Consider the following 19,334-nt stretch of genomic DNA (forward strand, 5'->3'; position numbering starts at 1 on the left):
ATTTACGGGCCGTAAGTAAGGAAGTTGGATGCAAATGTCAGATCGTATGCGCCTGTTAGGGCGCGGCTGGTAAGAGAGCCTTACAGGCGCATTTGAAAAACCTCCGGCTATGCCGGAGGATATTTATTTGCGGGTGATGATATGCGTGTGTTACTGGCGCCGATGGAGGGGGTACTTGACTCTCTGGTGCGTGAATTACTGACCGAAGTGAATGACTACGATCTGTGCATCACCGAGTTTGTCCGCGTGGTGGATCAGCTACTGCCGGTAAAAGTTTTTCATCGCATTTGCCCTGAACTACAAAATGCCAGCCGGACGCCATCCGGTACGCTGGTGCGTGTGCAACTGCTGGGACAGTTTCCGCAATGGCTGGCAGAGAACGCCGCTCGAGCGGTGGAGTTAGGTTCCTGGGGCGTTGATCTCAATTGCGGTTGTCCGTCAAAAACCGTTAACGGCAGCGGCGGAGGGGCGACGTTACTGAAAGATCCTGAACTCATCTACCTGGGAGCGAAAGCGATGCGCGAAGCCGTACCAGCGCATTTGCCCGTCAGCGTGAAAGTGCGTTTGGGCTGGGACAGCGGTGAGAAGAAATTTGAAATTGCCGACGCTGTTCAACAAGCCGGAGCCACAGAGCTGGTCGTGCATGGGCGGACAAAAGAGCAGGGGTATCGCGCGGAGCATATCGACTGGCAGGCGATTGGCGAGATTCGCCAGCGGTTGGATATTCCAGTGATTGCTAACGGTGAAATCTGGGACTGGCAGAGCGCGCAACAATGCATGGCGATCAGCGGCTGTGACGCGGTGATGATTGGGCGCGGGGCGCTCAATATTCCCAACCTGAGCCGGGTGGTGAAATATAACGAACCGCGAATGCCGTGGCCGGAGGTCGTTGCTTTGCTGCAAAAATATACCCGCCTGGAAAAACAGGGCGATACCGGGTTATATCACGTCGCGCGGATTAAGCAGTGGTTGAGTTATTTGCGTAAAGAATATGATGAAGCAACAGAATTATTTCAGCATATTCGGGCGTTGAATAATTCCCCTGATATTGCAAGGGCTATTCAGGCAATTGATATCGATAGGCTGCGATAATAGTGGAATTAGCAGCCCATCAGAGACAATGAATCGCTTATTCAGCTTCATCATTTTGTTGCGCTCCTTTTATGAGCTAAACCATATATCGCAACTGGCGCAAGGAGCGCGCAGGGATGACCAGTCACCGCCAGTCATCCATACGTGATTAAGATAAATTGGAGAATATTATTCGCGCCCGGTATATTTTTCTGAATATGTCGTTTTATTTCCGTTGATGTATTGCCACGCGAAACTAAACAATATATCGCGACACACGGTAATATCCGCGCACCTTTTCTTGCCTGATGACCCACATGAATCGTGATTCTTTTTACACTGCAAATGTCTGTTTCCCGCTGTTACTACTGTTGGCGGGATGTGCGCCAATGCATGAAACCCGTCAGGCTTTGAACCAGCAAATACCGGCTGTGCAAGTTGACACCGCATTACCTGCGGCACTGAAAAACGGCTGGCCAGACAGCCAGTGGTGGCTGGCATATCACGATAATCAACTCACTTCCTTAATTAACAATGCACTACAAAACGCTCCCGATATGCAGGTGGCTGAACAGCGTATTCAACTGGCTGAAGCACAGGTGAAAGCCGTAGCAACTCAGGACGGTCCGCAGATTGACTTCTCTGCGGATATGGAGCGGCAAAAAATGTCGGCAGAAGGATTAATGGGGCCGTTTGCCCTGACCGACCCGGCGGCAGGTACTACAGGTCCGTGGTACACCAACGGCACTTTTGGCTTGACAGCGGGCTGGCATCTGGATATCTGGGGTAAGAATCGGGCGGAAGTCACGGCTCGCCTCGGTAAAGTTAAAGCGCAAGCGGCTGAACGTGAGCAGACCCGGCAATTGCTGGCTGGCAGCGTGGCACGGCTGTACTGGGAGTGGCAAACCCAGGCAGCCTTGAACACGGTCTTGCAGCAAATCGAAAAAGAGCAGAACACCATTATCGCGACCGATCGCCAGCTCTATCAGCGTGGAATTACCTCATCCGTCGAAGGCGTAGAAACAGATATTAATGCCAGCAAAACCCAGCAACAGCTCAACGATGTGGCGGGAAAAATGAAAATTATCGAGGCGCGGTTAAGCGCGCTGACCAACCACCAGTCAAGCGCTTTGAAGCTGCATCCGGTTGCGCTGCCGAAAGTGGAAAGCCAGCTTCCTGATGAACTGGGTTATTCTTTGTTGGCACGTAGAGCTGACTTACAGGCGGCGCACTGGTATGTCGCATCGTCATTAAGCGCCATTGATGCAGCGAAAGCGGCATTTTACCCCGACATAAATCTGATGGCTTTTCTGCAACAAGACGCGTTGCACCTGAGCGATCTGTTTCGTAGTTCTGCCCAGCAGATGGGCGTTACGGCAGGTCTGACGTTGCCGATATTCGACAGCGGCAGGCTTAATGCCAATCTTGATATTGCGAAAGCAGAAAGTAACTTATCGATTGCCAGCTACAACAAAGCGGTGGTCGACGCCGTGAATGACGTGGCGCGAGCGGCGAACCAGGTACAAACGCTGGCCGAAAAAAACCAGCATCAGGCGCAAATTGAGCATGATGCCCTGCGGGTAGTTGGGCTGGCGCAGGCGCGTTTTAACGCGGGCATCATTGCCGGTTCTCGCGTCAGCGAGGCCAGAATTCCGGCACTTCGCGAACGGGCTAATGGCCTGCTCTTGCAAGGGCAATGGCTGGATGCTTCCATCCAGCTCACCAATGCGTTGGGTGGCGGCTACAAACGCGGTTGATTTATCACATATATAAAACATTAAGCGGGAAACGTTGGGGGCATCCGGCGTTTCACCTCTCGCGCCGTTTCAGCCACCAGCGCACGCCGATCACCAAAACTACGATCAGAATCAACCAAATCCAGTGCTTCAGATGCTGGTCGAGACTGTGCAACCATGGCGCAATTACCTGTCCTCCTGCATAGCCGATGCTGGTAAAAATCAGTGCCCAGGCCAATGCGCCGAGAATATTTAGCGGCAGAAAGATTTTCGGCGGTAGTTGGCTGGCACCGATAAGCGTTGGACCTATCACCCGAAAGCCATACATAAAACGCGTGCCGATGACAAAGAGATACGGATGGCGCTGGATTAGCTTTTGCGCCCGCTCGATTTTATCCTGATGTTTCGAGAAACGACGCAGCAACTTGCCGCCAAAACGCCTTCCACACAGATAAAGTACCTGATCGCCAATCATGCCGCCGAGCGCCACGGAAAGTACCGCCAGCGGGAATTTTAACAACCCTTGATGCGCAGCGACGCCCCCCAACAAGGTGACGGTTTCACCCTCTGCCAGACTGCCAATAACCAGCGCCGCATAACCATATTGTGAGATGAGTGTATTGATATCCATAGACCGGACTTTCTCCCTTTGGTTGCCTGTAAGCATACACCCTGCCAATAAATCACGCAGAAAAAGCCTCACGGAGAGGCGCGCTAATTTAGTGATTGAACAAAAAATAATCACAATCTGACTTATACTTGAACTGTCAGGTTCAGCAACTCACAACAAGGGGGGCGGTATGAGCCATGTCTGGGGTCTGTTTTCCCATCCCGATCGTGAAATGCAGGTGATTAATCGTGAAAACGAAACGATTTCTCACCATTACACCCACCACGTTCTGCTAATGGCGGCGATTCCGGTGATCTGTGCCTTTATCGGCACCACGCAAATCGGCTGGAATTTTGGTGATGGCACTATTCTGAAGTTATCCTGGTTTACCGGACTGGCGCTGGCTGTCTTGTTTTATGGCGTTATGTTAGCCGGGGTTGCGGTAATGGGGCGAGTTATCTGGTGGATGGCGCGCCGTTATCCGCAGCGTCCGTCGCTGGCGCACTGTATGGTCTTTGCGGGGTACGTTGCGACACCGCTGTTTTTGAGTGGCTTGGTGGCGCTTTACCCGCTGGTATGGCTGTGCGCGCTGGTCGGCACGGTGGCGCTGTTTTACACCGGCTATCTGCTTTATCTCGGTATTCCAAGCTTTCTGAATATCAACAAAGAGGAAGGTCTTAGCTTCTCCAGCTCGACGCTGGCGATTGGTGTGCTGGTGCTGGAAGTGCTGCTCGCTATTACCGTTATTCTGTGGGGTTACGGTTATCGCTTGTTCTAGAAAATTCTTTTACGTTGCATTGCTGGCTTAAATGTCAGCAATGCAGCATTTCCTCACGATTCTTCTTTGACGACCGCACTTTTTGCTCGTTATGATGGCTTCGCTAGCCTCAGTAAATTCTTACTCCGGCGGTGCGCAACTCGTGCGCGTGAACCACTATCTGAATGCTCATCATGCCGAAATTTCGAGTTTCTTTATTTAGCCTTGCTCTGATGCTGGCTGTACCTTTTGCGCCGCAGGCCGTTGCGAAAACGGCAGCCGCTACCACAGCGTCGCAGCCGGAAATTGCCTCCGGTAGTGCGATGATTGTTGATCTCAATACCAATAAGGTGATCTATTCAAACCACCCGGATCTGGTGCGTCCGATTGCCTCTATCAGCAAGTTAATGACCGCGATGGTGGTGCTTGACGCACGACTGCCGCTGGATGAAAAACTGAAAGTGGATATCAGCCAGACCCCGGAGATGAAAGGCGTCTATTCGCGTGTGCGATTGAACAGCGAAATCAGCCGTAAAGATATGCTGCTGCTGGCGCTGATGTCCTCTGAAAATCGCGCGGCGGCAAGCCTGGCACATCATTATCCCGGTGGCTACAAAGCCTTTATTAAGGCGATGAATGCGAAAGCGAAGTCCCTTGGGATGAACAATACGCGTTTTGTTGAACCGACCGGGTTATCGGTACATAACGTTTCAACTGCCCGTGATTTAACAAAACTGTTGATTGCGACCAAACAGTATCCGCTGATCGGGCAGTTAAGTACTACCCGGGAAGATATGGCGACCTTCTCTAATCCGACGTATACGCTGCCGTTCCGTAACACTAACCATCTGGTGTACCGCGATAACTGGAATATTCAGTTAACCAAAACCGGTTTTACTAATGCGGCGGGACACTGCCTGGTGATGCGCACGGTTATCAATAACAAACCTGTGGCACTGGTAGTGATGGATGCGTTTGGCAAATATACCCATTTCGCCGATGCCAGCCGTTTACGTACGTGGATTGAAACCGGTAAAGTGATGCCAGTTCCGGCTGCGGCGTTGAATTATAAAAAACAAAAAGCGGCCCAGATGGCGGCGGGGCAGACGGCGCAGAACGATTGAGTTTGTTTGCCTGATGCGATGCTTGCGCATCTTATCAGGCCTACAAATGTGACGAACCTGTAGGCCGGATAAGGCGTTCACGCCGCATCCGGCGTTCAGGCACAATGCCAGCATGCGATGCTTGCACATTTTATCAGGCCGACAATCGTGGTGAATCTGTAGGTCGGATAAGGCGTTCACGCCGCATCCGACGTTCAGGCACGATGCCAGATGCGATGCTTGCGCATTTTATCAGCCCGACAATCGTGACGAACCTGTAGGCCGGATAAGGCGTTCACGCCGCATCCGGCATTCGGGCACGATGCCAGATGCGATGCTTGCGCATTTTATCAGGCCGACAATCGTGACGAACCTGTAGGCAGGATAAGGCGTTCACGCCGCATCCGGCATCCGGTGCACGATGCCTGATGTGATGCTTGCGCATTTTATCAGGCCTCCATCTGTATCCGGCATCCTGCCGTATTTACTCTACTTCCTGCCAGTTTTTCCGCTTACTGGTTTTGCCGATCCCCGGGTTCATACTGTTGGTCGGATCGTTCTCGCGATAAAACTTCTGCAGCGTCTCCGGTGCTTTATACAAATGACCGACGTTATGCTCGGCAGGATACTGTGCGCCGCGCTGGCGTAACAGTTCCAGCATTTGTTCCTTCAACGCATGTACATCCACGCCTTTCTTAACGATGTAATCCTGGTGGAAGACGTAACACATAAAATGGCCGTAATAGAGTTTATGCACTAACTGGCTGTCGATTTCCGGCGGTAAATGCTCATACCACTCGGTGTCATTACGCCGTAAGGCGATATCCAGCGCCAGAATGTCTTCGACCTCATCGGAATGCACGGCCTGATAACGAATTGCCGCGCCTGCCGCCGCGAAACGGTGTAAAAACGCTTTGCTGCCTTCCTCCGGCGTACAAACAAAGAAATCACCTTCGGCCTGTTTGAAATAATCCACCAGCCACGATTTGGCTTCGCCAACGCCATCGCCTGCCATTTTTAACAGCAAATGATGTTCATATTTATCGCGCCAGCTCTTCATCCGCGGCGGCAAATGACTGGGGAATAAATGCCCGAATTTCTGCATTGCGCGATCGGTAAAATGCGGACGGAAGAATTTCACTTTCTCCAGCATTGCATCGGTGCGCCCCTTGAGATTGAAGAAGAACGGCATCTTGTCGGTGCCAAGTTTATCAATCATCAGGAAGGTATCTTTGCCGTATTTCTCTGCGATATCGTAGATATCCCGATGCATATACTCCCCGGCAACCGGCAGATTTTCAAAATTCGCCAGAATATGGCGACGGATTTCGGTCAGCACTTCTGGCTGGTTGGTACCGATATAAAACACCTGCTGATTTTTTTCTGCTTCGAAGGTATCGAGACGTACGGCGAATACCGCCAGTTTTCCGGCGCAACCGGAAGATTCAAACAGGCGATCCGGGTCGGCGTTATAACGCGCGGGTGTGTCGGCTTCAATATCCCGCACGCGGTGAACATAGTCATAATCGTGGGCGTGGCGACCATCGTGGCGCACATCGTCCTCTTTGATGCGATCGTCATCCAGCTTGCTGAGGATCTGCTCCGGCGTTTCACCCAAATCAATCCCCAGATGGTTAACCAGCGTCAGTTTACCGTCTTCATTTATGCGCGCGAATAACGACATTTCAGTATATGCAGGGCCGCGCTGTACCAGCGAACCGCCGGAGTTATTACAAATGCCACCAATGACCGACGCGCCAATGCACGATGAACCAATTACCGAGTGCGGTTCACGACCCAGCGGTTTGAGGGCTTTTTCCAGCGAATAGAGTGTGGTGCCAGGATACGCCAGAACCTGTTCGCCCTTGCCGAGAATATGCAGTTTATCGAGACGCAGGGTGCTGATGATCACGACATCGCGATCATAGTCGTTACCATTTGGTGTGGAACCTTCGGTCAGACCGGTATTGGCGGCCTGCATCAGAATAATTTTATCCGCAGCAACGCAGGCTTTCAGTACTCGCCATAATTCCAGCAGCGATCCCGGGAAAACAACGGCCAGCGCGTCGCCCTGGCCAGAACGGAAGCCCTTGCGATAACGGGCGGTTTTTGCGGGGTCGGTGAGCAGGTGTGAATGACCGACCAGACGGGCAAGTTCATTCAAAAAGGCTTTATTATCAGTTGTTGTCATGGAAGACATTTTCCACTCCTTGTGGTGGCGAAAAAATATCACAAACTAGAATAGCGCTTTGTATAACAATTCAGCGAGTGAATATTTTGAAAATTCAGACAATAAACTGAGCTTTCTTTTTCTCTCCCCATCAGGCTTATGGCAAACTACGGTTTTTGCACCATTTTCGCTGCCACGTCAGGCAACAGAGGAAGAATAATCCACATGAAATGGCTATGTTCAGTAGGTATCGCGGTGAGTCTGGCCCTACAACCAGCACTGGCGGATGATTTATTCGGCAACCATCCATTAACGCCAGAAGCGCGGGATGCTTTCGTCACCGAACTGCTTAAGAAAATGACGGTTGATGAGAAAATTGGTCAGTTACGTTTAATCAGCGTTGGCCCGGATAACCCGAAAGAGGCGATCCGCGAGATGATCAAAAACGGGCAGGTTGGGGCGATTTTTAATACCGTGACTCGTCAGGATATCCGTGCCATGCAGGATCAGGTAATGGAACTCAGCCGCCTGAAAATTCCTCTCTTTTTTGCTTACGATGTGCTGCACGGTCAGCGCACGGTGTTCCCGATTAGCCTCGGTCTGGCCTCTTCTTTTAACCTCGATACGGTGAAAACTGTGGGGCGCGTCTCTGCTTATGAAGCGGCGGACGATGGCCTGAATATGACCTGGGCGCCAATGGTTGATGTCTCGCGCGATCCTCGCTGGGGACGCGCCTCTGAAGGTTTTGGTGAAGATACCTATCTCACCTCGGTTATGGGTAAAACGATGGTTGAAGCGATGCAGGGCAAAAGCCCGGCAGATCGCTACTCGGTGATGACCAGCGTGAAACACTTCGCCGCTTACGGCGCGGTAGAGGGCGGTAAAGAGTACAACACCGTCGATATGAGTCCGCAGCGCCTGTTTAACGACTATATGCCACCGTATAAAGCGGGACTGGATGCAGGCAGCGGCGCGGTGATGGTGGCGCTGAACTCTCTCAACGGTACGCCTGCAACCTCTGATTCCTGGCTGCTGAAAGATGTTCTGCGCGATCAGTGGGGTTTTAAAGGCATTACTGTTTCTGATCACGGTGCAATCAAAGAGTTGATCAAACATGGCACGGCGGCAGACCCGGAAGATGCGGTACGTGTGGCGCTGAAGTCTGGTATTAACATGAGCATGAGCGATGAGTATTACTCGAAGTATCTGCCGGGGTTGATTAAGTCCGGTAAAGTGACGATGGCAGAGCTGGACGACGCTACCCGCCATGTGCTGAATGTTAAATATGATATGGGGCTGTTTAACGATCCATACAGCCATCTGGGGCCGAAAGAGTCTGACCCGGTGGATACCAATGCTGAAAGTCGCCTGCACCGCAAAGAAGCGCGTGAAGTGGCGCGCGAAAGTCTGGTGCTGCTGAAAAATCGTCTTGAAACGCTGCCGTTGAAAAAATCTTCCACCATTGCGGTCGTTGGTCCGCTGGCGGACAGTAAACGTGATGTCATGGGCAGTTGGTCAGCGGCAGGTGTTGTCGAGCAATCTGTTACTGTGCTGACCGGGATTAAAAACGCTGTCGGCGAAAACGGTAAAGTGCTGTACGCCAAAGGGGCGAATGTTACCAATGATAAAGGTATCGTTGATTTCCTGAATCAGTATGAAGAGGCGGTAAAAGTTGATCCGCGATTGCCGCAAGAGATGATTGATGAAGCTGTGCAGACTGCGAAACAATCTGATGTGGTGGTGGCTGTGGTCGGTGAAGCGCAGGGGATGGCGCACGAAGCTTCCAGCCGTACCGATATCACCATTCCACAAAGCCAGCGTGACTTAATTACGGCGCTGAAAGCGACTGGCAAACCGCTGGTGCTGGTGTTGATGAACGGGCGTCCGTTGGCGCTAGTGAAAGAAGATCAGCAGGCCGACGCGATTCTGGAAACCTGGTTTGCGGGTACTGAAGGCGGTAATGCGATTGCCGATGTGTTGTTTGGCGATTACAACCCGTCCGGTAAGCTGCCGATGTCTTTCCCACGTTCTGTCGGGCAGATCCCGGTTTACTACAGCCATCTGAATACTGGTCGTCCGTATAACGCCGACAAGCCGAATAAATACACGTCGCGTTATTTTGATGAAGCTAACGGCCCGCTCTATCCGTTCGGATATGGTCTGAGCTATACCACGTTCACCGTCTCTGATGTGAAACTCTCTGCCCCGACTATGAAGCGTGACGGTAAAGTGACCGCCAGCGTGCAGGTAACTAACACCGGTAAACGCGAAGGGGCCACGGTAATCCAGATGTACTTGCAGGATGTGACGGCTTCCATGAGTCGCCCGGTGAAACAGCTAAAAGGTTTTGAGAAAATCACCCTGAAGCCAGGTGAAACTCAGACTGTCAGCTTCCCGATCGATATTGAGGCGCTGAAGTTCTGGAATCAGCAGATGAAGTACGATGCAGAACCGGGCAAGTTCAACGTCTTTATCGGCACCGATTCCGCACGCGTTAAGAAAGGCGAGTTTGAGTTGCTGTAATGCTTTAGTAAGGGCGCGACGTCTGCGCCCTTTGCCTGATGCGTTGTGCTTATCAGGCCTACAGAATTGTTGCAATCTATTGAATTTTTACTCTTTGTAGGCCGGATGAGGTGTTTACGCCGCATCCGGCAAGAAACACCGGACAAAATATGCCCTTTAAGTATATATCTGATTCTGCAACTGAATCCTTCCGCTCAGGCTAACCTCACCATTATCAACTATGCTTTTCTCTTAATTCGCTGAAAACAACAGTAAAAGAATGAGGAAAGCATCATGCCACTCTCAACGCTTTGGGCTGGTTCACTGGTTATGTTGGCAGCCGTGAGCCTGCCGCTACAGGCGGCTTCTCCCGTTAAGGTCGGTTCAAAAATCGATACCGAAGGCGCGTTGCTCGGCAACATTATTTTGCAAGTACTGGAAAGCCACGGTGTACCGACGGTGAATAAAGTCCAGTTGGGAACGACTCCTGTGGTACGCGGAGCGATCACCTCCGGTGAACTTGATATCTACCCGGAATATACCGGCAACGGGGCGTTCTTCTTTAAAGATGAAAACGATGCGGCGTGGAAAAATGCCGGGCAGGGCTACGAGAAAGTCAAAAAGCTCGATGCAGAGCAAAACAAGTTGATCTGGCTGACGCCTGCGCCAGCCAATAACACCTGGACCATCGCCGTACGTCAGGAGCTGGCTGAGAAAAACAAACTCGCTTCGCTTGCCGATCTCAGCCGCTATCTGAAGGAGGGCGGCACTTTTAAACTGGCGGCCTCGGCAGAGTTTATTGAACGCGCCGATGCGTTACCCGCGTTTGAAAAAGCCTATGGCTTTAAACTCGGTCAGGATCAGTTACTGTCGCTGGCGGGCGGCGACACGGCGGTGACGATTAAAGCCGCGGCCCAGCAGATCTCTGGCGTCAATGCTGCGATGGCCTATGGCACCGACGGCCCGGTAGCGGCGCTTGGGCTGCAAACTTTAAGCGATCCGCAAGGCGTCCAGCCAATTTATGCACCTGCGCCAGTGGTGCGGGAATCGGTATTGAAAGAGTATCCGCAAATGGCGCAGTGGTTACAGCCTGTTTTCGCCAGTCTCGACGAAAAAACGCTGCAGAAACTGAACGCCAGCATTGCCGTGGAAGGGCTGGATGCCAAAAAAGTGGCAGCCGATTATCTGAAGCAAAAAGGGATGACGAAATAATTTCTCGTGGCACATCTGCGTATTAATCCTGTTCTGGCATTGCTGCTATTGCTGGCGGCAATAGCGGCGGCGCTACCGTTTATCAGTTACGCCCCAAACCGATTAGTCTCTGGTGAAGGGCGTTATCTCTGGCAACTGTGGCCGCAAACGATCTGGATGCTGGTGGGCATTGGTTGCGCCTGGTTAACCGCCTGCTTTATTCCTGGTAGAAAAGGTCACATTTTTGCACTCATCCTGGCGCAATTCGTCTTCGTGTTGCTGGTGTGGGGCGCGGGAAAAGCCGCAACACAACTGGCGCAAAATGGCAGTGCACTGGCGCGTACCAGCCCCGGCAGTGGTTTCTGGCTGGCTGCCGCGTTGTCACTGCTGGCCTGTAGCGATGCTATCCGCCGGATCACTACGTATCCTCTATGGCGCTGGTTGCTGCATATTCAGATTGCCATCATTCCGCTGTGGTTGCTGTTCTCCGGCATGCTTAATGATCTCTCGATAATGAAAGAATACGCCAACCGTCAGGATGTGTTTGACGACGCGCTGGCGCAACATCTTATCCTGTTGTTTGGTTCGGTGCTGCCTGCGCTGGTGGTTGGCGTGCCGCTGGGCGTCTGGTGCCACTTTTCCACCGCGCGGCAGGGGGCGATTTTTTCACTGCTCAATGTCATTCAGACCGTGCCTTCGGTGGCGCTGTTTGGTTTGTTGATTGCGCCGCTTGCCGGGCTGGTTGCCGCCTTTCCGTGGCTGGGAACGCTTGGCATAGCGGGAACGGGCATGACGCCTGCACTGATTGCGCTGGCGCTCTACGCCTTACTGCCGTTGGTGCGTGGCGTGGTCGTGGGCCTGAATCAGATCCCACGCGATGTGCTGGAAAGCGCCAGTGCGATGGGGATGAGTGAGGGGCAGCGTTTCTTGTGTGTTCAGTTACCGCTGGCGCTGCCAGTATTTCTGCGCAGTCTGCGAGTGGTGATGGTGCAAACCGTTGGTATGGCGGTGGTAGCGGCGTTAATTGGCGCAGGCGGCTTCGGAGCGCTGGTTTTTCAAGGGTTGCTAAGTAGCGCCACCGATTTAGTTTTGCTGGGAGTGATCCCGGTGATAGGGCTGGCGGTAATTATTGATGCCTTGTTCGATTTGTTAATCGCACTGCTGAAGGTGACAAAACATGATTGAATTCAGCCATGTCAGCAAATTTTTTGGCACGCAAAAGGCCGTTAACGATCTCAACCTTCATTTTCAGGAGGGGAGTTTCTCGGTGCTGATTGGCACGTCAGGTTCCGGTAAATCCACCACTCTGAAGATGATTAATCGTCTGGTGGAGCATGACAGTGGGGTGATCCGCTTTGCCGGAGAGGAAATTCGCTCGCTGCCGGTGCTGGAGTTGCGCCGCCGGATGGGCTACGCGATTCAATCTATTGGCCTGTTTCCACACTGGAGCGTGGCGCAAAATATCGCCACCGTGCCGCAACTGCAAAAATGGTCGCGGGCGCGGATTGACGATCGTATCGACGAATTAATGGCTCTACTGGGGCTGGAGCCAGATTTACGCGAGCGTTATCCGCATCAGCTTTCCGGGGGGCAGCAGCAGCGCGTGGGAGTGGCGCGTGCGCTGGCCGCCGATCCGCAAGTTCTGCTGATGGATGAGCCATTCGGCGCGCTGGACCCGGTAACACGTGGCGCGTTACAGCAAGAGATGACACGCATTCACCGTTTGCTGGGGCGCACCATTGTGCTGGTCACTCATGATATTGATGAGGCGCTACGGCTGGCAGAACATCTGGTGTTGATGGATCATGGAGAAGTGGTGCAGCAGGGCAATCCGCTGGCGATGCTTACTTATCCGGCAAACGACTTTGTTCGCCAGTTTTTTGGGCGTAGTGAACTGGGCGTACGTCTGTTGTCATTGCGTAGTGTGGTGGATTATGTGCGTCGTGACGAACGCGCTGAAGGTGAGGCGTTGATAGAAGAGATGACGCTTCGCGATGCGCTCTCACTGTTTGTTGCCCGAGGATGCGAAGTGCTGCCAGTGGTCAACACACAGGGCCAGCCTTGCGGTACGCTGCATTTTCAGGATCTGCTGGTAGAGGCGTAATCGTATGAAAATGTTGCGCGATCCGCTGTCCTGGCTTATAGCCCTGTTTGTAATGCTGATTTTCTGGCTGCCTTACAGCCAGCCGCTGTTCAGTGCCTTGTTTCCACAACTGCCGCGGCCCGTTTATCTGCAGGAAAGTTTTGCTGTCCTGACGCTGGAGCATTTCTGGCTGGTGGGGATTTCAAGTTTGTTTGCAGTGATTATTGGCGCTGGTGCCGGAATTGCCGTCACCCGCCCGTGGGGCGCAGAATTTCGCCCGATGGTGGAAACTATCGCCGCAGTAGGGCAGACCTTCCCGCCAGTGGCGGTACTGGCGCTCGCCGTTCCGGTTATCGGGTTTGGTCTGCAACCTGCCATTATCGCGCTGATCCTTTACGGCGTATTGCCCATCCTGCAGGCGACACTTGCCGGACTGGGCGCGATTGATGATAGCGTGACGGATGTTGCTAAAGGCATGGGAATGAGCCGTGGTCAGCGACTGCGTAAGGTAGAGCTACCGCTGGCGGCGCCAGTGATTTTGGCTGGTGTGCGGATTTCAGTGATTATTAATATTGGCACGGCGACCATCGCCTCAACGGTAGGGGCCAGCACGCTGGGTACGCCTATCATCATCGGACTTAGCGGATTTAATACCGCTTATGTGATCCAGGGGGCGTTGCTGGTGGCACTGGCGGCGATCATCGTAGACCGCCTGTTTGAAAAGCTGGTGCAGGCGCTTAGCCAGCACGCAAAATAAAGGTATAACCTGCGAGCATGACGCCACCGATTCCGCCTAATGCCATAAAAAGAAACAGGGCGATGACTCCAATTTTAGCTATGCGCATAATGCACTCCTTATGTTAATGAAAGGATTGTACAGCAAAGCGCATTTGTTAACGAATTATTAAATACCAAGCGGGAAAATATCGTGCCCCTGTTCCTGCCAACTGGTGAGTTGTTGCTGTTGTGCAGAGGTTTGGTTTTCGCCGCACCAGACTAATAAAGTGCGGCCTTCAAACAATTCCGGGCGTAGCTGGTTGAGTGAGTGAGCGAGGACATCAATGCGCCATCCTTGCTGACTGGCAATCCAACCTTCCAGCCACAGACGGGTGGTATCCTGAATATTCCAGCCAACCACCAGCGCATCTTTGCCCTGTTTTTTGCGCGCTGAAGCCAGGCAAATAGAGATATAGTTGATCAGTACGCCGTCCAGGATCGCCAATAATGTCTGCAGAGTCGGCTGTTGGCACTGAAGCCGTCGACGCAGTGGAATAAACAGATGCGTAGTGAGCGTCTGGGCGGGATAATCCTGACCGCGCTCTTTGATCCACATCCGCAGACTTTGCAAATTACCGCTTTGCAGGTAATTAAGCAGCGTTTCTTGTTGATCGCGCCAGCCATTCTGCACATCAATATTCTCATTACTGAGCAACATTTTGACTTTGCTGACCTGCACGCCATTGTCAATCCAGCGTTTGATCTCTCGGATCCGGTCAATATCCGCGTCGTTAAACAGGCGATGACCGCCGTCTGTCCGCTGCGGTTTCAACAACCCGTAACGCCTCTGCCACGCGCGTAACGTGACAGGGTTGATATCGCAAAGCAACGCCACTTCACCAATTGTGTAAAGCGCCATCCTCTTACCCTTACTCGCGAGGTCCCGGTTTAACTTTAGACGGAGAATGGCGAACCAGGTAGTTTTGCCCGTTTTTTGATCTCGTTTAGGATGATTTTGTTTTTGCCAGGTTGTTTTGGGTGATCATACTCACGATTTTTCATTTTTCTGCAACAGTTCAAAGAAAGTTAAACGCGAGCCATGTATGTTACGCGTTTTAAAGGGATGTGTGGTTTGCGGGTATGTACGATTTTAATCTGGTGTTGCTGCTGCTTCAGCAGATGTGCGTTTTTTTAGTCATTGCGTGGTTAATGAGTAAAACGCCATTATTTATACCGTTAATGCAGGTCACGGTTCGTCTGCCGCATAAATTTCTCTGCTATATCGTCTTTTCCATCTTTTGCATCATGGGCACCTGGTTCGGATTGCACATCGACGATTCTATTGCCAATACCCGGGCGATAGGGGCGGTGATGGGCGGTTTGCTGGGCGGCCCGGTCGTGGGAGGTCTGGTTGGTCTGACCGGGGGATTACACCGTTATTCAATGGGAGGGATGACTGCGCTGAGTTGCATGATCTCGACGATCGTTGAAGGGTTACTCGGCGGTCTGGTTCACAGCATTCTGATCCATCGTGGCCGTACCGATAAGGTTTTTAACCCGATTACCGCAGGCGCCGTCACCTTTGTCGCGGAAATGGTACAAATGCTGATTATCCTGGCTATTGCCCGTCCTTATGAAGATGCCGTTCGTCTGGTCAGTAATATTGCTGCGCCGATGATGGTTACCAACACAGTAGGTGCTGCGTTGTTTATGCGTATATTGCTGGATAAACGCGCCATGTTTGAGAAATATACCTCGGCGTTTTCGGCAACGGCGCTAAAAGTGGCCGCCTCGACGGAAGGTATTCTGCGCCAGGGCTTTAACGAAGTGAACAGCATGAAGGTGGCACAGGTGCTGTATCAGGAGCTGGATATTGGTGCGGTCGCGATTACCGATCGTGAGAAATTACTGGCTTTTACCGGCATTGGCGACGACCACCATTTGCCTGGCAAACCGATTTCTTCGTCTTATACCTTAAAAGCGATTGAAACCGGCGAAGTGGTCTACGCCGATGGCAACGAAGTGCCTTACCGTTGCTCGTTGCATCCGCAATGCAAGTTAGGCTCAACGCTGGTGATTCCACTGCGTGGCGAAAATCAGCGAGTGATGGGCACCATCAAATTGTATGAAGCGAAAAACCGCTTGTTCAGTTCTATCAACCGCACGCTGGGCGAGGGGATTGCGCAATTGCTTTCGGCGCAGATCCTCGCCGGACAATATGAACGACAAAAAGCGATGCTCACACAATCGGAAATCAAACTGTTACACGCCCAGGTAAATCCCCATTTTCTGTTTAATGCGCTTAATACCATTAAAGCGGTGATCCGCCGCGACAGCGAACAGGCCAGCCAACTGGTGCAGTATCTGTCGACGTTTTTTCGCAAAAACTTAAAGCGTCCTTCGGAGTTTGTTACCCTCGCCGATGAAATTGAACATGTAAATGCTTATCTGCAAATTGAAAAAGCGCGCTTTCAGTCGCGGTTGCAGGTCAGCATAACCATCCCTGAGGAATTATCTCAACAGCAGTTGCCAGCGTTTACTTTGCAACCGATAGTCGAAAACGCGATTAAACATGGAACGTCACAACTGCTGGAAACAGGGAAAGTGGCAATTAGCGCCCGACGTGAGGGGCAACATTTAATGCTGGAGATTGAAGACAATGCCGGTTTGTACCATCCGGTAGCCAGTGCCAGCGGACTGGGGATGAACCTGGTGGATAAGCGTTTACGTGAACGATTTGGCGACGACTATGGAATCAGCGTTGCCTGTGAGGCTGATAGTTACACCCGAATAACTTTACGACTGCCATGGAGGGACGAGGCATGATTAAAGTGCTGATTGTTGATGATGAACCATTAGCACGGGAAAACCTGCGCGTATTTTTGCAGGAGCAAAGCGATATTGAAATCGTCGGTGAATGCTCAAATGCCATCGAAGGAATTGGCGCAGTGCATAAATTGCGCCCGGATGTGCTGTTTCTCGATATTCAGATGCCACGCATCAGCGGTCTGGAAATGGTCGGTATGCTCGACCCCGAGCATCGCCCATATATCGTTTTTCTGACCGCATTTGACGAGTATGCAGTTAAAGCATTTGAAGAACATGCTTTTGATTATCTGCTAAAACCAATTGATGAAGCGCGACTGGAGAAAACGCTGGTCCGTCTGCGTCAGGAGCGCAGTAAGCAAGATGTTTCGCTGTTACCGGAAAATCAACAAGGGCTGAAATTTATCCCTTGTACCGGACACAGTCGGATTTATTTGTTGCAAATGAAAGATGTGGCGTTTGTCAGCAGCCGGATGAGCGGTGTTTACGTCACCAGTCACGAAGGAAAAGAGGGATTTACCGAACTGACCTTGCGCACGCTGGAGAGCCGTACGCCATTACTGCGTTGTCATCGACAATATCTGGTTAACCTTGCGTATTTGCAGGAAATTCGCCTGGAAGATAACGGTCAGGCTGAGCTGGTTTTACGTAATGGTTTAACTGTGCCGGTCAGTCGTCGCTATCTGAAAAGTTTAAAAGAGGCGATTGGCCTGTAAAAGACTGCTAAAATAGTTTTTTGCCTCATTAACACCTGAAGGCCCCATGCTAAGTAACGATATTCTGCGCAGCGTGCGCTACATTTTGAAAGCCAATAATAATGACCTGGTGCGGATTCTGGCGCTGGGAAATGCTGAAGCTACCGCCGAACAGATTGCCGTCTGGTTGCGTAAAGAAGACGAAGAAGGTTTTCAGCGCTGCCCGGACATTATTTTGTCTTCATTCCTTAATGGTCTGATTTACGAAAAACGGGGCAGGGATGAGTCCGCACCTGCGCTGGAGCCGGAACGTCGGATCAATAACAATATTGTGCTGAAAAAGTTACGTATCGCATTTTCTCTGAAAACTGATGATATTCTGGCAATACTCACAGAACAGCAGTTCCGTGTCTCAATGCCGGAAATTACCGCAATGATGCGCGCACCGGAGCATAAAAATTTCCGTGAATGCGGCGATCAATTCTTACGTTATTTTCTGCGTGGGCTGGCAGCGCGCCAGCATGTGACGAAAAGCTAAGACGGGTATGGCGGCCATGCCAAAAACATGGCCGCAGACAGATTATTTTACTTCTTTAAAACCAGCGGCAGCCATGACCAGTTCGATTTGCTTCATGCTGACACCTTTGCTGGTATCTTCATCGCTCATCTTAATACCGGAAATACCTTGCAGGGCTTTCAGGTCTACTTTTTCCATATCAATATTGACGTTTTCCTGAGCGTAAGTATCGGTGTAGGTTAATTTTTCGTCTACACCTGGGATGTTTTTGTATTTTGCGCTTAACGGCTCAAGTGTTTTAGCCGCATCTTCTTTGGTTGTCGCACCAATGGCGGCAAACTGAATTTTGGTTTCAGAAGATTGTTTAATTACCTTGTCGCCTTTGTAGACATAAGTAATGGCAATTTCAGTACCATTCAGATTAGCGCTAAATTTTTTCGATTCTTCTTTGTCACCACAACCTGCGAGAGAGAACACCAGAACAGATGCAACAACGAGTGAAAACAGCTTATTGAAAGCCTTCATGTAAAACTCCATTTTATCAAAATCACAAAACTGGTGACGCTCACCAGGGCGCTATAGAATATGCTTAATACTACGACTTGAGCAGTCCGAAAATGGAGTAGAACTCTTAATAAAAAACATGCGTACCCCTTTATTTTTCCAGCATCAGTAATAACTGTTCACAGAGTAAAACGCAGTTATTCAATATCTCACTCAGTGTCTCGCCTTCGGAATGACGTAACTGATTCAACAAATGCGCCAGCCGATAAAAACCTACAGCGGTCAACTTGCCAGCCAGTATCTCTGCCTGATTAATGATGCTTTGTTCCTGGTAACGCCAGCCGTTATGCAGCAGTTGAATGAGCAACGCCTGGCAGCGCATCAGCAACCGATGGGCGGAGGACGGCGCAGGAAGAACGCTGGCAGAAGGCAGTGGTGCGACAGGCGCAGTTTCTGCGTCCAGCGCCCAGGCGCGGGTTTTTGTCATCATTACCTGCGGCTCCAGCGTTAACCGCCCTTCGACGAAACTGACAAACCCGGAAATCAGACAAACGGGGTCGTCGGTTTGTTTTAACAACGCCGCCATGCGTTCAACGGCAAAGGGGGCGCAGGCAGAAGCGGGGAGGGATAATGTCAGCGTATTGCTTTCACCCTCTCCGCTAATCATCTGCGCATCCAGCGTTTGCCGTGTACTATCCCAGCCCAGGGAAAGACACTCCGACACCGGGAGAATAAATAAGTTATCAACCTGATTAAGAGGCCGTATGCACGCGGGAGCGCGTGAACGTAAATATTCCCGCAACGCTGAAATACCTAGCTGGCGCAACGGCGCACTCAACATTTGCCAGGCGG

Annotated in this window: 19 protein-coding genes; 12 read left to right on the forward strand and 7 right to left on the reverse strand. The window is 51.5% G+C overall.

Annotation, left to right across the window (positions count from 1 at the left end):
• Nucleotides 1-141: 141 nt before the first annotated feature.
• Together dusC and mdtQ are read left to right on the forward strand one after the other, a co-directional pair.
• Complete coding sequence (gene dusC, locus EA14781_RS16155; protein WP_001264857.1) at nt 142-1,092, forward strand: tRNA dihydrouridine(16) synthase DusC; 951 nt, start codon at nt 142-144, stop codon at nt 1,090-1,092.
• Nucleotides 1,093-1,388: 296 nt separating this feature from the next.
• On the forward strand, nt 1,389-2,828 hold the full coding sequence (gene mdtQ, locus EA14781_RS16160) for a multidrug resistance outer membrane protein MdtQ (protein ID WP_001078184.1): 1,440 nt from the start codon (nt 1,389-1,391) through the stop codon (nt 2,826-2,828).
• A gap of 52 nt (nt 2,829-2,880) precedes the next feature.
• Here mdtQ and EA14781_RS16165 read toward each other — a convergent pair whose 3' ends face one another.
• Nucleotides 2,881-3,438 carry a DedA family protein gene (locus tag EA14781_RS16165; protein ID WP_000354102.1) on the reverse strand — a complete coding sequence of 186 codons (558 nt, stop codon included), beginning with the start codon at nt 3,436-3,438 and terminating at the stop codon, nt 2,881-2,883.
• A 169-nt stretch (nt 3,439-3,607) separates the two neighbouring features.
• On the opposite strand from EA14781_RS16165, the gene EA14781_RS16170 reads away from it, so the two are divergent.
• Both EA14781_RS16170 and pbpG read left to right on the forward strand, forming a co-directional pair.
• Nucleotides 3,608-4,195 (forward strand): Yip1 family protein, encoded by a 588-nt coding sequence (locus tag EA14781_RS16170; RefSeq protein WP_000020074.1) that lies wholly within the window; start codon nt 3,608-3,610, stop codon nt 4,193-4,195.
• Between the two features lie 173 nt (nt 4,196-4,368).
• Nucleotides 4,369-5,298: a D-alanyl-D-alanine endopeptidase gene (gene pbpG, locus EA14781_RS16175; RefSeq protein WP_010342723.1), complete on the forward strand. Its 930-nt coding sequence runs from the start codon at nt 4,369-4,371 to the stop codon at nt 5,296-5,298.
• A 274-nt stretch (nt 5,299-5,572) separates the two neighbouring features.
• Here the strand turns inward: pbpG and EA14781_RS25290 are convergent, their stop codons facing one another.
• Both EA14781_RS25290 and dld read right to left on the reverse strand, forming a co-directional pair.
• Entirely contained in the window at nt 5,573-5,722 is a 150-nt protein-coding gene (locus EA14781_RS25290; protein WP_157944440.1) for a hypothetical protein, read from the reverse strand.
• A 39-nt stretch (nt 5,723-5,761) separates the two neighbouring features.
• A complete protein-coding gene (dld, locus tag EA14781_RS16180) occupies nt 5,762-7,477 on the reverse strand; it encodes a D-lactate dehydrogenase (RefSeq protein WP_000097349.1) in 1,716 nt (571 codons plus the stop codon).
• Nucleotides 7,478-7,672: 195 nt separating this feature from the next.
• On the opposite strand from dld, the gene bglX reads away from it, so the two are divergent.
• The 5 genes from bglX (at nt 7,673) to EA14781_RS16205 (ending at nt 13,980) form a co-directional block, all read left to right on the forward strand.
• A complete protein-coding gene (gene bglX / locus EA14781_RS16185; RefSeq protein WP_000871522.1) occupies nt 7,673-9,970 on the forward strand; it encodes a beta-glucosidase BglX in 2,298 nt (765 codons plus the stop codon).
• A gap of 273 nt (nt 9,971-10,243) precedes the next feature.
• Nucleotides 10,244-11,161, forward strand: coding sequence for a glycine betaine ABC transporter substrate-binding protein OsmF (gene osmF / locus EA14781_RS16190; RefSeq protein WP_001131409.1), 918 nt, complete (start codon nt 10,244-10,246; stop codon nt 11,159-11,161).
• 6 nt (nt 11,162-11,167) lie between these two features.
• The gene (locus EA14781_RS16195) at nt 11,168-12,325 is read left to right on the forward strand and encodes an ABC transporter permease (RefSeq protein ID WP_000940764.1); all 1,158 of its coding nucleotides are present in this window, start codon (nt 11,168-11,170) and stop codon (nt 12,323-12,325) included.
• A complete protein-coding gene (yehX, locus tag EA14781_RS16200) occupies nt 12,318-13,244 on the forward strand; it encodes a glycine betaine ABC transporter ATP binding protein YehX (protein ID WP_000569310.1) in 927 nt (308 codons plus the stop codon). The genes EA14781_RS16195 and yehX overlap by 8 nt, the downstream gene beginning before the upstream one ends.
• Nucleotides 13,245-13,248: 4 nt before the next feature.
• Entirely contained in the window at nt 13,249-13,980 is a 732-nt protein-coding gene (locus EA14781_RS16205) for an ABC transporter permease (protein ID WP_000783147.1), read from the forward strand.
• Here the strand turns inward: EA14781_RS16205 and EA14781_RS16210 are convergent.
• Complete coding sequence (locus EA14781_RS16210; RefSeq protein ID WP_001216963.1) at nt 13,961-14,068, reverse strand: protein YohO; 108 nt, start codon at nt 14,066-14,068, stop codon at nt 13,961-13,963. The genes EA14781_RS16205 and EA14781_RS16210 overlap by 20 nt on opposite strands.
• A gap of 59 nt (nt 14,069-14,127) precedes the next feature.
• Nucleotides 14,128-14,859: an HTH-type transcriptional regulator MlrA gene (gene mlrA / locus EA14781_RS16215; RefSeq protein WP_001240387.1), complete on the reverse strand. Its 732-nt coding sequence runs from the start codon at nt 14,857-14,859 to the stop codon at nt 14,128-14,130.
• 221 nt (nt 14,860-15,080) lie between these two features.
• Between mlrA and btsS the strand changes: the two genes are divergently transcribed.
• Genes btsS through EA14781_RS16230 form a run of 3 tightly spaced genes read left to right on the forward strand, consistent with a single transcriptional unit; the run spans nt 15,081 to nt 17,999 of the window.
• Nucleotides 15,081-16,766, forward strand: a complete 1,686-nt coding sequence (btsS, locus tag EA14781_RS16220) for a two-component regulatory system sensor histidine kinase BtsS (RefSeq protein ID WP_002461809.1) — start codon at nt 15,081-15,083, stop codon at nt 16,764-16,766.
• Nucleotides 16,763-17,482, forward strand: a complete 720-nt coding sequence (gene btsR, locus EA14781_RS16225; RefSeq protein WP_002461811.1) for a two-component system response regulator BtsR — start codon at nt 16,763-16,765, stop codon at nt 17,480-17,482. Before btsS ends, btsR begins: the two co-directional genes overlap by 4 nt.
• 46 nt (nt 17,483-17,528) lie before the next feature.
• The gene (locus EA14781_RS16230) at nt 17,529-17,999 is read left to right on the forward strand and encodes a YehS family protein (protein ID WP_000950403.1); all 471 of its coding nucleotides are present in this window, start codon (nt 17,529-17,531) and stop codon (nt 17,997-17,999) included.
• A gap of 42 nt (nt 18,000-18,041) precedes the next feature.
• Here EA14781_RS16230 and EA14781_RS16235 read toward each other — a convergent pair whose 3' ends face one another.
• Both EA14781_RS16235 and EA14781_RS16240 read right to left on the reverse strand, forming a co-directional pair.
• Nucleotides 18,042-18,503, reverse strand: coding sequence for a YehR family lipoprotein (locus EA14781_RS16235; protein WP_000643193.1), 462 nt, complete (start codon nt 18,501-18,503; stop codon nt 18,042-18,044).
• Between the two features lie 130 nt (nt 18,504-18,633).
• Nucleotides 18,634-19,334 (reverse strand): YehQ C-terminal OB-fold domain-containing protein (locus EA14781_RS16240; RefSeq protein ID WP_042326870.1); only part of this gene is annotated, 701 nt, incomplete at its 5' end.

The sequence above is a fragment of the Escherichia albertii NBRC 107761 = DSM 17582 genome, assembly GCF_000759775.1.
Taxonomy (GTDB): Bacteria; Pseudomonadota; Gammaproteobacteria; order Enterobacterales; family Enterobacteriaceae; genus Escherichia; species Escherichia albertii.